The organism is Mucilaginibacter sp. (assembly GCF_036568825.1).
Lineage (GTDB): Bacteria > Bacteroidota > Bacteroidia > Sphingobacteriales > Sphingobacteriaceae > Mucilaginibacter.
Window position 1 is genome coordinate 42,518 of the sequence record NZ_DATCRU010000005.1, and the last position, 11,956, is coordinate 54,473.

Sequence of the window (11,956 nt, forward strand, 5' to 3'; positions counted from 1 at the left end):
GTGGATTACACAAACCAAATTTGGCAATTCGTGCTATTCGAAACAATTAGTGAAATTCGTGTTTATGCTATGAGCAGGTTGCAACCCCTGATATCGGAATTATCAAATCGGCCTAAAACCTCAAACGATCCATCCCGATAAATTTTTCCTAAATCTTGTGTAGCGATGAAGGAGCAGGAGTTCATATTAGCAAGGTCGATCACATTAACGCCGCCAGTCTTATCATTTTCCAGTAAAGTCATCGGATCATTGGTATCGCGGGTAATGATCTTCATCCAGGGCGGACAATTGAATATACCATTCCCATTAGAATAGGCTTGGGATAGTAATTCAGTCATACCGTACTCAGAATGAATGGCATTAACACCAAAACCCTTGCAAAGCGTTTGATGCAATTCCTCGCGAATCATTTCCTTACGACGCCCTTTCATGCCGCCTGTTTCCATTACAATCAGTTCTGGGAAATTAATTGAATGCTGTTCAACAAAATCAAGCAAGGCAAAAGTAACGCCGATCAATAGGGTTGGCTTTTTTGCATCTTGTTGTTTTTTTAACTGGTTAAAAAGATCATCATGATTGTACAGGTAGAAACCGCTATCCGGATTTTCTGATCGTTTTACTAAATCTTCGGCCATGTAGATGAGCGATGAGCCTTCACGCTCGAGGTAAGAAGGTAACAGCGACAGAACACAATAGTTCCGTATATCGCCATAAAATAGATTAAAAGCATGCCGAAAACTTTTCTCATACCAGCTTACATCAGTAACCAGGTGCCGGCTGTTGATCATGCCTGTAGTTCCTGAACTGGTGAAAGCTACCTGTACATTATCAGCGCTGCTTAGTACTTCATGTGATTTAAAAAAGCTGATAGGCAGGAATGGCATTTTCTCAACACTGTCAACGGCATCAATATCCACTTTCAGATTGGTGATAAACTCCCGGTAAACTTCACAATTTCGGGCCTGGAAGCGGAATACCTGCAAAGCAATTTCCGAAAATTGCAGTTCGTTGCTGATAGAAAATACTTGCTGCTTGTCCGGGACGATCATCGTGCAAAGATAAGTGAATGTGCAGATGTGCGGATGTGCAAATTTACGGATGTGCAAATGTGCAGATGAGTAGATATGCAAATGGATTTTTCTTCAATCTGCACATCCGCAAATTTGCACATCTGCACATCCGCAACTTCGCAAGTTCCGGGTTTTAAATGGGTGGGGATAGCAGGAACTTTGGGTATCAAAACATAAATACTATGAGCAATTTTAAAATTGTACCGCTGTCAAAAAATTATGTACAGCATATCCGCGAAACGAGAAAAGATGACTTTGGTCATGAAGTGATAGAGCAGGTGGCAACTGGTTCTGGGCCATGCCGTATCTCTCTAAAACCATTTGAGAAAGGAGTGGATAAACGTTTGTTATTTACACATACACCATTTGAGGTAGATAATGCTTATAATCAACCCGGACCGGTGTTTATTAATGCAGACGATGTAGAAGAGTACTCGGATATCTATCGCTTTCCGCCTGAAATCAAAGCGAATAAGAAAAGCTTCCCCCTTACATTGATTGGCTATAATGATCAGCAGATGATGACACTGAGCAAAATGGTTGGTGACAATGATGTGGATGAGATGATCACAGAGATATTTGATACGAACCCGAATGTTGCCTGCCTGCATGCACGCAACTCGCAGGCCTGCTGTTTTATATGTAAGATTGAGCGTATCTGATTGATTTATGAGGGCTTAGTGAAACAAGATCGGGTTTATGGTGGTTTGTTAATATTATAATAATATTAATAATCACACCTATGAAAAAGTTAAGTTTTTTAATTGCTCCGATCTTGCTGAGTTTTATTATTGTAATGACTTCGGCCGCACCAGTAAATGGTGATAAGGAGACAGAACGATTACACAGTGCATCCAATGTTCTGAAGGATTTTGGTGCCATGAAAGAGGGCTTCGCCCATAAACTGATAGAAAAATATGAAGGCGTAGTTATTATTCCAAAAACCATTAACGCAGGATTGGTGGTCGGCGCCAAACGCGGCAAAGGCGTAGCCATCGTAAAATTGCCCGATGGCAGATGGAGCGATCCGGTATTTGTTACCATTACAGGCGGCAGCATCGGTGCGCAGATCGGTGTTCAATCAGTCGACCTGATCCTGGTTTTCAAACACAAAGGCGCATTAACCAAAGTGAAGAATGGCGATGTGACCATCGGCGGTGACCTGGCTGCGACAGCAGGCCCTGTTGGTCGTGCAGCTTCGGCTAATACCGATTACAAATTGGAAGCTGAAGTATATTCTTATTCACGCAGCAGGGGCTTGTTTGCCGGTATTACGGTTAATGGCTCAAGCTTGTCTATCGACAAAGATTCTAACCACAACTACTACGGCGAAGGCATGAGCGCCCATGATATCTTTGAAACCGGTAAAAGCAATACTGTTGCCGTAAAGCATTTGAAGGAAACACTCGCTAGTTTATAAACCAATTTGACAAGAAGAAGCGCCCGGTTATTTCGGGCGCTTTGTTGTTATAAACTGCCTGATTCTGGCCAATTACTCCAATGAGTATTAGCAGGTTGTGTTGGTTTGTAAAACGACAAATCACGAGTTGCAATTACCTTTGCTAACTGCTGCCATGTTTCATAAGAACTTGGCCTGTTATTTATCCATGCAGATTTATTAGATTCCTGGTTATTAGATTCCTGAGTACGAATCATATTAGAGAATGCTTCGATATCTATATCATTAAGCCCGGTTAAATTTCTATTGAAATCATAGATATAATTTAAATGTTCGTCAGATATGTTGGGGGAATCTATTTCAATAAAATCCTTATGATACCACTCATCTAAAACCAATATTTTTTTAAGATCTTCGGGAATTGATTTATACAGTTCTTTGTCGCTTGCACGAAAAAGATCAGTATGGTTAATTACAATTAATCTTGCCGCGTCCTCGATTCCAATTTTACCAACCTGATAATTATTCAATTCAATCCCGTTATTAAGGTAATCTTCTATGTTTTGACTTAGATATACTTTCGTATCCTTGATTACCCAATACTTCGAATCGGAATTTAAAACAAATCCATCTGTTGTTTCTTCCAGTATATTTTGTTTTAAAGGATATGTATAGTAATAGTTTGATAATTGGCCATTGTAGCTATCGAGATTTATTAAGCAATTACCAAAATAGCTTATCTCAAGTTCAATAGTTCCTGCACGTGGATTATATCCCAAGCGTTCTGTTACAATAGCCCATCTTTCTTTATCTCCAACAAAAATGTTCAAACGGCAATCGATAAGGTATGAATAGGGCTGACCTAAAGAAATAAAATGAGTGTAATCACTGATTTTATTTGAGTTGTCAAGTGTTGAAAGTATTTGACTTTCTAAGAGCATAGTAATCCGTTATTTTTTGAAGGCTTTCTTTGTTAATATACCTGATAAAGCTGCCATGCCACCTACCAATCCACCAATTAGTGCGGTGGTCAGCAGTAATAATACCCATTGATGTGGCAAAGGAAATAGCTGGATTACCCGGCTCGCCAGTATATCATCATTTGGTATGCTTTTCACTAGTGCCAATACAATCCACAAAACAAATATCGCCCCAAAACCTGACCAGAAAGATTTGCCGGATGTTTTGCCAACAAATAGTGCCGCTAAAAATGCTATGGCAGCCGCTGCCCACCAAGGTAGGAAATAGCTGCAGATAAAGGATAGAATGAGTATGAGGAGGAATAACATATTATTTACTGCTTAAAGTTAAGGTTGATTTGATACGATTGGATTTTTCATCCGGCGATTGCAAAAACAACAATTCATTCAATTTTCCATCCCGCCAGGTGGTAAACATATCTTCATAATAATAACTGCCTGGGTTTCCTGATTCTCCGCCAGGGAAAACGCCATAACCTTTTACCTGCGGCCCCATTTGTACTACCATTCGCCATGATGGGCCATTGCCACCCCGCAAAGCATTAATGACCGCGCCTGTGCCGCCTGCATAAAACTGACCTGTCCCGAATCCGGGTAAATTAGCGAGGTGATTAATATGGGTATCTTTTACGTTCCCCCATTCCCATTTTTTACCGGGTTGGCCCATGCTTTTCAGTAGCTCGTCCGCTGCCGTAACAAAGGCTTGCAATACTATGTCGTTACAAGTTTCCTTTGCTGGGGTACCTTTCAGATCAAACCATTTGGAGTTTGGCTCTGTCAGTAATAGTTTTTCAGCCCGGTCAAATGAAGGAACATTAAGCAAGACTTTATCATCCTTAAACTCATCCCAAACCATATCGTAGAATTTCAGCCACCATGCGTTAAAAATAGAAGCGCCAACCGAATTGGCCGCAAAATGCTTATCCCATTTTTTGACGATCTGAAAAACCTTAAGCTGATCAGGATTCAATTTTGAGGTGTCTACATATCGAAGCATAGAAGGCAATACATCCTGCGCACGCATACTGTAATTATCCATCTGCATCAGACGCATGCTGTCAATCGTTGCATTTTGCATTACTTTTAACTTGTCGTTGATGCGTTTACCCCGATCGTAAAGCTCAAAACGCCAATTGATGTAATAAGGATAAGTTTGGTCTGTAGAAGATTGATTTGCTGAACTCACAAATCCCCTCGGCGGATTTTTTACGGTTGGGTTCTGGTCATAAGGTATCCAGCCCTGCCAGTCGTTGGCCGGATCGCTGCCATCCATAATAAACTTACCCTGGTCTTTAAACTTTAGCGGTATTTTGCCGTTGGGGGTGATGGCAATGTCTTTATCATTACTTGCAAAAATGAAGTTTTGAGCTGGGGCAGTATAATAAGTTAACGCTTTGCGATAATCATCATAATTCTTTCCGCGGTTGAGCAGGTAAAAGGTCATAAACTCATCCGATTCATCATGGGCGATCCATCTTAAAGCATCCCCGACGGGAATATTTTCATGCCCTTCTTTCGGTTTCTGTGAAATATTGTCATATACTACCGGGCCATGATGAGTGTATATCACAGTATCATAAACCGGTTTTCGTCCAAGTACATTTATCACTTCAACACGTTTGGTGGTTTTATTCCATTTATTATTGTACCAGTATTCGTTTTTGCGGTTGTCCTTAAACTTTACCTGGTACCAGTCCAGCACATCGGCATCCACGTTAGTAACCCCCCAACTTATTTTTTGATTGTATCCAATTACAATGCAAGGCGCACCAGGCAACGAAACGCCATAAACATTTACTGTAGGCGAGGACATTTGTAACTGATACCATATAGATGGAAAAGTCAAGTTCAAATGCGGGTCATTTGCCAGTATCGGATAACCAGATGCTGATTTGCTCCCGGCAACTGCCCAATTGTTGCTGCCGATACCGGGAACACGCTCTCTCGGTCTGATTGTATCCGTCATCAACGCGATAAAATCCTTGGATGGTTTTGGAATAGGCAAGGGCTTAAAATTCCATTTGGTGCCGACTGGTATGATGGGATCTTCGTGAAATGGATAATCAGGGAAAAGATCGTTTACATCCTTTGCACCAAAGCGCTTTAAATCGTTGGTCATGGCAAACTGGTCGGATCCTCCTGCCAGCGTTTCCGACATCAGTTTAAGCAAATATGCACAATTGATCGGCTTCCATTCTTCGGGCGCATAACCAAGCAATTTAAACTCGATGGGATAATCGCGTTTGCTGAGATGATGGATATAGCTGTTTACCCCTTCGGTATAAGCCTCGATCACCATTTTCATCGTTGGATCTTTCATAATGCCTTTTAATGTGTTTTCAGCACCGTAGGTCATGCCCATGCGGCGATGGTAGCGGTCAACCTCTAAAGCTTTCGGTCCGACAATCTCTGAAAGCCGTCCGGCTGCACTACGGGTTTGTATATCCATTTGCCATAGGCGGTCGCGTGCGGTGAGGTAGCCTTGCACATAATAAAGGTCATGGTCGTTTTCCGCAAAAATGTGCGGTATGCGGTGTTCGTCAAAGCGTACCGTTACTTTGCCCTGTAAACCTTCAAGGTGCAGGTTTTCATCGGGTTGGAAGTTTTTGCTTTCAGCATTTTGCCAGAAACCGGAAACGGAGTTCAAAAATTCACCAATGGGAGGGATGTCGCCAAATTTGGTTTGCAATGCCCAAATCAATACTAAAGTAAGAGCGATGGAAAATAAGGCTTTAATGAGTTTCATCAGGTTGGATTAGCCTTGACCAAGATAGAATAAATCACACGATTTTAAGATTTAAGAGATGAGATTTTTTTGATCATGTTTCTTAAATTTACCTAAACACTACTCATCACAAAAACGCATATGACAGTACAGGAAATAATGGATGACCTGCAAGCTCATGGCAGCGACAGCATCAAAAAAATATTATTGAAACATGGGGTAAAAGAGCCTTTTTTCGGTGTCAAGATAGAGTACATGAAGCCGATACAGAAAAAGGTCAAAATGGATTACCAGTTGGCCAAAGATCTCTATGCAACCGGCAATGCCGATGCCATGTACCTGGCAGGATTAATTGCTGATGATGAGAAAATGACCAAATCTGACTTGCAAACCTGGGCCGTGCAGGCTGTTTCAAATAATATCAGCGAATACACGGTACCATGGGTGGCGACAGGAAGCAAAAATGGGTTCGAGCTTGCTTTGGAGTGGATTGATTCGCCTGAAGAATACATTGCTGCCTGTGGGTGGTCGACATTAAATAATCTCGTATCACTTAAGCCTGATTACGAATTAGATATACCTGAACTAAAACACCTTTTGGAGAGAGTGGCTAAAACTATTCATACTTCTCCTAACCGGGTGCGCTCAACTATGAATGCATTTCTGATCGCTTTGGGGACTTATGTTATGCCGTTGTCAGAAGATGTGATCGCGACAGCAAAAAGTATTGGCGCTGTAATGGTAGAAAAAGAGGGGACAAACTGTAAAGTGCCTGACGCAGTTGAATATATTATGAAAGCAAAAAATAAAGGAGCGCTTGGTAAAAAGAAAAAGACCGTGAAATGCTAGGACACGATTTTGGGATTTAAAGGATTAACAAGATAGTAAAAAAATTGCCATGATTTTTTAATCATGGCAACCTCTAAAATCTTTAAATCGTGTGCTCATTGCGGGCGAAGTTTCACTGCGAATCTATTTTTGCCATAAGTAGTGGTGTCAGCAGCAACAATATCAAAGTTATATGTGCAATGTACCGACAAATCAAGTGAATCTTTCTTCAGCTGATCTATCAGCCACACATGATATCTAGCCGGGATAGTATCTTGCGGCATGGTCGAATCCATTGGCAGCAAGCTTAATTTATAAACGCCATCAGTTTTACCATAAACATCTAATTTAACGTAGTCGCCATGTTGTTTTAATGGTAACTCGTTAACTGATAGTTGAATGCCATCGCTTGATACACTTGTTATGGCTAAGTCGCCAAAGCCGTGGAAGACGGGTGCATCTTCGCCCGGTACATATTTTGCACTTGCTTTTGGGGTAAAATATAGGACGATATTATCCTTGTCAACGGTATCTTTCTTTAGCTCAAGTTTTATAAAGCCTGTGATATTTACAATTGTATCGGTGTTTGCTGTATTGCCCGGGGCTAATGAGCCGCCTGTTGGGGTAACCGCAGTTGTGCTGGCTGGGGTTTTTGATTCGGGTGCTACTGACACATCTTTTTGACATGATGATAAATAAGCTACCGAAACTACAGAAAGTAAGTAAATTAATTTTTTCATTTTCGCTGACTAACTAATGCCGGCTCGTATTTTGGGTTCCGACATGGTGTTATACGCAGCTGATTACAAAAGGGTTATATGTTAGTTGATTATGTTGAATGGTTAAGTGTTTGATTGGGTTGTAGTAGTTATAAATGTTGTAAACGTTGACGTAGTTATGGAATAATTAAGTTATTTAACCTAATCAACCGCTTAACTACTTAACCATTCAACATAATCAACCAATCAACTATCACGCACAATCCAGCTTTTTTTGAAGTCTGAGGGATTTTGGCCCACAATCCTGTTAAACAGCTTGTTAAAGTACGAAAGGCTCTCAAAGCCCACTGCATAGCATGTTTCGGTGATGTTTCGGTCCTGCATCAGGTGGTTTTTGGCCAGATCGATGCGGTATTGATTGACAAAATCAGTAAAGGTCATGTTGGTTTGCCGTTTAAAATACCGGCAAAATGCAGGTGTGGTTAAGTGTACCTTTTCGGCAACCACATTTACGTCGGGCTTGCGGTTATAATTGGCATCAATATATTCATATATCGCCCCCATCCTGATCTTGTCCTTTAAGAAGAATTGGATGCTCATATCGTCATCGTTCAAAAGCTCAAAATCCTTAGCGTTGGCCAGGATTTGAAATATGCTGATCAACTCCATTAATTGTTGAAACGAACTAAGCTGTTGCAACTGCCTCAGCTTATCTGCCACTAAAGCTTTTGTATCTGCACCAAAAGCAACACCTGACGATGCCTTTTTAAATAATTGCTGAATGGTTGAGAATTCGGGTGTAAGATTAATGGCTGATCCTAAAAAATCTTCGCGAAGCTGTATAACTACCTGGTGATAGTCGCTGCGCAACCGATAATCAAAATTAAGATGGGGAATATTGCTGCCGATAAAAACAAGGTCGCTTTGTGTATAGCCTGATATATGCGAGCCCACGTGCCTGATGCCTGCATCGGCCTCAACATAAACCAGTTCGATCTCAGGATGATAATGCCACAGAAAAGTATTGCGTAAACGGGGCGAAAACAGTTTGAACGACTTTCCCGGCTCAAATTCAACTTTCTCTAACTGGATCTCATTCATTTTGTATTGCCCGTTAATTCAATATAAAAATAATATTTATGTCAATACAGAGCAAATATTGGTTATTGTAAAGAACAAATGCCTTCGATAATCAGTCTACTTTTGATTTATAAACCAAGAGATAAACAGAATATGGAAAATAAAACAATGGCCGCTACCATGACGCCAACTATGACCCCCGAAAACGCCCATAAAGAAATTCCCGGTAATCCGTCGACCGCAAAATCGAGTCAGCTTAAATTGAATGACCGCAGCAATGGTAAATCACTGCGCGTACTGAGTGAAGACGACTGGAAATTCTGGATTGAGAATGGTTATGTAGTAATCAAGAATGCCGTGCCAAGAGACCAAGCTGAGCGACTGGCTGATTACTTATGGAAGTACGAGGACAAGGATGCCAACGACATTGAAACCTGGTACAAACGCCCTAACGCTCAAATGCAAATGTCAGAGTTGAACAATACCGGTATGGTTGAGATCTATAATCACCAATATATGTGGGATAACCGCCAGTATCCAAAAGTTCACGATGCTTTTGCCGATGTGTGGGGAACGGACAAACTTTGGGTGACTATTGACCGCGCTAATCTGAACTTTCCGTTAAGACCAGGTTTTGAATACAAAGGCTTTATTCATTGGGATTATGATCCTGAAACGAAACCGCAAAATGTGCAGGGAGTACTGGCTTTGGCCGATCAGACCGACGAAAATATGGGCGGCTTCCAATGTATTCCCGAACTATACCGCACTTACGATACCTGGAAATTGACCCAACCCGAAGACCGCGATCATTATAAACCTGACACAACCGGCTTTAATATCGAAAAAGTAAAACTGGAAGCAGGCGACCTGCTGATATTCAATAGCCTTGAACCGCATGGAATCCGAGCCAATACCAGCGGCAATAAAGTGCGCATTGCACAATATATCGCCATGATGCCTGCCCAGGAAGAAAATGAAGAACTCCGTCAATGGCGCATCAACAGCTGGCAAAGCCGCGAAGCTATGCAAGGCTATGCATTCCCCGGTGACCCGCTGGAACGCGAAAAGAAAAATCCTGTGGCTGAATTGAGTCCGTTGGGAAGGAAATTGTTAGGACTTGATAGCTGGTGAACACAATTGACACGATTACTCAATTAAAAGGATTATCATGATTGATAGTGTAGGTAATCATGGTAATCCTTTTAATCTCTCAATCGTGTCATTCCTCATGCAAACTCCACGAATTTCCATCCGGATCTTTCACAGAAGCAAATTTACCCCACGGCGTTTGGTCAACGTTACCGACTTCGATTCTTTTGGCGTTCAATGCTTTTATTTCTTCATCCATATTATCTATGTGGATCACAAAACCTGTTATACTTCCCGGTTTCAATTGGGGGAACCAGGTAACTAAAGTAATCGAAACAGCTTCCTGTCCCGGTAATGCCATTTGAACCCATTTTTGTGTTTCGAAGGGCGCTTCGACCAGTAAATTAAAGCCCAGTTTCAGGTAAAATTGTTTCGCGGCTTCCTGGTCAGTAACCGGAATAGAGATGATGGATATAGCTTTCATGATGATTTGCTGATTGGTGTACGAAGATAAAAATGAAAAACTGATTTATCAGGATTATCGATAGCTTTATCACATGATAGACTCCTTTATCAATTTCCTGCGTTTATTTAAAAATATACCTGACGAAGATGCCGAACTTATCAGAAGCGAGGTGAGTTTTCGCAAAGTTAACGAAGGTGAGGTGCTGTTTGAAGAAGGCCACATTTGCCGTGAAATGTTCTTTATATGCAAAGGCGTGTTACGTATTGTTGCCCAAAATGATAAGGGAAGTAAGATGACATATTTCTTCCTGAAAGAAAATCAATTTTGTAGTATCCTGAACAGTTTTAATAATAATATTCCAGCACCCGAGGGAATAGAAGCTGCTTGTGATGCAGAATTGGTGGTGTTGAAAAAGCAGAAGTTGTTCGATCTGTATGAAAAGTTACCATATCTGAAAGAATTGATCACAGGTATCACTACACAATCCCTGCTAGAAAAAATAAATGTGCGCAATTCCTATTTGGGCGAAGACGCTGCTACCCGTTACCGCAATTTCCTGATGCGTCAGCCTGATATCGCGCTTCGGGTATCGTTAAGTGATATTGCGTCTTACCTGGGGATTACCCAGCAATCACTGAGCCGCATCAGAAAAAATATGCGCTAAATCCTTTTTTACCATTTGTTAAATGCGCCCTCGTTATAGTTGGGGAACTTTGTCTGTCAATAAAATAACAGATCATGAAAGACAAAGAAACATTTGCAAAAAGCAGTTTAAATGGTAAACGAATAGTTTTAATAGGCGGAACTTCAGGCTTTGGACTAGCCACCGCAAAAGCCGCAGCAGCGGAAAACGCTGATTTGGTAGTGGTATCCAGCAGACAAAGCAGTGTAGATAAAGCATTGAGCATATTGCCTGAGGGAACTCAAGGCTATGCTATTGACGTGTCTGATGAACGGCAAGTAGAAGAATTATTCAAAAAAGTCGGAGAGTTTGATCACCTGATCTTTTCGGCAGGGGAGACCTTGCAGATAGGTAACCCCAGCGATGTGAACATCGAAGATTCGCGTAAGTTTTTTAATGTGCGCTATTGGGGCGCTTTGATGGCTGCCAAACATGGCAATCCTTACATTCGCAAAGGTGGTTCTATTATTTTGACGAATGGTATAGTTAGCATTCGTCCGTGGAAAGGTTGGTCAGTAGCAGCAAGCATAGGCGGCGCGATTGAGTCACTTACCAAAGGTTTGGCAATCGACCTGGCGCCAATCCGGGTAAATGCAGTTTGTGCAGGAATGGTGAAGACCGATCTATGGAATAATATTCCGGAAGCTGAGCGGGAAGCAATGTATAATGAAGTAGGGAGCAAGCTACTGACCGGCAGGGTTGGCGAGGCAAAAGATATTGCCGAAGCTTATCTTTTCCTGATGAAGGGGAATTATACTACGGGGCAGATGATTGTTGTGGATGGTGGTAATGTGCTGGTGTAAGTAGACGCTAAACAAAACCAAGTCACGCCGAATTTATTTCGGTCATCCCATCATAACAGTGTGAGATATGTATGTCGTCGGCTACTTGCAAACCGCAATTAAGCATGCGTGA

At 41.5% G+C, this 11,956-nt stretch carries 13 protein-coding genes; 6 read left to right on the top strand and 7 right to left on the bottom strand.

From position 1 onward, the window contains the following. Nucleotides 1–62 precede the first annotated feature (62 nt). The gene (locus VIM89_RS01120; protein WP_488154276.1) at nt 63–1,049 is read right to left on the bottom strand and encodes a LuxE/PaaK family acyltransferase; all 987 of its coding nucleotides are present in this window, start codon (nt 1,047–1,049) and stop codon (nt 63–65) included. 203 nt (nt 1,050–1,252) lie between these two features. Here VIM89_RS01120 and VIM89_RS01125 point away from each other — a divergent pair, with 203 nt between their 5' ends. Together VIM89_RS01125 and VIM89_RS01130 are read left to right on the top strand one after the other, a co-directional pair. Further along, nucleotides 1,253–1,732, top strand: a complete 480-nt coding sequence (locus VIM89_RS01125) for a DUF1203 domain-containing protein (protein ID WP_488154277.1) — start codon at nt 1,253–1,255, stop codon at nt 1,730–1,732. 80 nt (nt 1,733–1,812) lie between these two features. Then, nucleotides 1,813–2,490: a lipid-binding SYLF domain-containing protein gene (locus VIM89_RS01130; protein WP_488154278.1), complete on the top strand. Its 678-nt coding sequence runs from the start codon at nt 1,813–1,815 to the stop codon at nt 2,488–2,490. 47 nt (nt 2,491–2,537) lie between these two features. Here VIM89_RS01130 and VIM89_RS01135 read toward each other — a convergent pair whose 3' ends face one another. Genes VIM89_RS01135 through VIM89_RS01145 form a run of 3 tightly spaced genes read right to left on the bottom strand, consistent with a single transcriptional unit; the run spans nt 2,538 to nt 6,195 of the window. After that, complete coding sequence (locus VIM89_RS01135; RefSeq protein ID WP_488154279.1) at nt 2,538–3,410, bottom strand: DUF7003 family protein; 873 nt, start codon at nt 3,408–3,410, stop codon at nt 2,538–2,540. Nucleotides 3,411–3,419: 9 nt separating this feature from the next. After that, nucleotides 3,420–3,758: a hypothetical protein gene (locus tag VIM89_RS01140; protein WP_488154280.1), complete on the bottom strand. Its 339-nt coding sequence runs from the start codon at nt 3,756–3,758 to the stop codon at nt 3,420–3,422. Nucleotide 3,759: 1 nt separating this feature from the next. Next, nucleotides 3,760–6,195, bottom strand: coding sequence for a penicillin acylase family protein (locus tag VIM89_RS01145; RefSeq protein WP_488154281.1), 2,436 nt, complete (start codon nt 6,193–6,195; stop codon nt 3,760–3,762). Nucleotides 6,196–6,315: 120 nt separating this feature from the next. On the opposite strand from VIM89_RS01145, the gene VIM89_RS01150 reads away from it, so the two are divergent. Next, nucleotides 6,316–7,023, top strand: coding sequence for a DNA alkylation repair protein (locus tag VIM89_RS01150; protein ID WP_488154282.1), 708 nt, complete (start codon nt 6,316–6,318; stop codon nt 7,021–7,023). A gap of 95 nt (nt 7,024–7,118) precedes the next feature. Here VIM89_RS01150 and VIM89_RS01155 read toward each other — a convergent pair whose 3' ends face one another. Then, nucleotides 7,119–7,742 carry a hypothetical protein gene (locus VIM89_RS01155; RefSeq protein WP_488154283.1) on the bottom strand — a complete coding sequence of 208 codons (624 nt, stop codon included), beginning with the start codon at nt 7,740–7,742 and terminating at the stop codon, nt 7,119–7,121. Between the two features lie 225 nt (nt 7,743–7,967). Further along, on the bottom strand, nt 7,968–8,822 hold the full coding sequence (locus tag VIM89_RS01160) for a helix-turn-helix domain-containing protein (protein ID WP_488154284.1): 855 nt from the start codon (nt 8,820–8,822) through the stop codon (nt 7,968–7,970). Between the two features lie 132 nt (nt 8,823–8,954). Between VIM89_RS01160 and VIM89_RS01165 the strand changes: the two genes are divergently transcribed. Then, on the top strand, nt 8,955–9,935 hold the full coding sequence (locus VIM89_RS01165; protein ID WP_488154285.1) for a phytanoyl-CoA dioxygenase family protein: 981 nt from the start codon (nt 8,955–8,957) through the stop codon (nt 9,933–9,935). A gap of 88 nt (nt 9,936–10,023) precedes the next feature. Here the strand turns inward: VIM89_RS01165 and VIM89_RS01170 are convergent, their stop codons facing one another. Next, a complete protein-coding gene (locus tag VIM89_RS01170) occupies nt 10,024–10,377 on the bottom strand; it encodes a VOC family protein (RefSeq protein WP_488154286.1) in 354 nt (117 codons plus the stop codon). A gap of 73 nt (nt 10,378–10,450) precedes the next feature. Here VIM89_RS01170 and VIM89_RS01175 point away from each other — a divergent pair, with 73 nt between their 5' ends. Continuing rightward, on the top strand, nt 10,451–11,023 hold the full coding sequence (locus VIM89_RS01175) for a Crp/Fnr family transcriptional regulator (RefSeq protein ID WP_488154287.1): 573 nt from the start codon (nt 10,451–10,453) through the stop codon (nt 11,021–11,023). Nucleotides 11,024–11,097: 74 nt separating this feature from the next. Then, a complete protein-coding gene (locus tag VIM89_RS01180) occupies nt 11,098–11,844 on the top strand; it encodes an SDR family oxidoreductase (RefSeq protein ID WP_488154288.1) in 747 nt (248 codons plus the stop codon). Nucleotides 11,845–11,956: the final 112 nt, after the last annotated feature.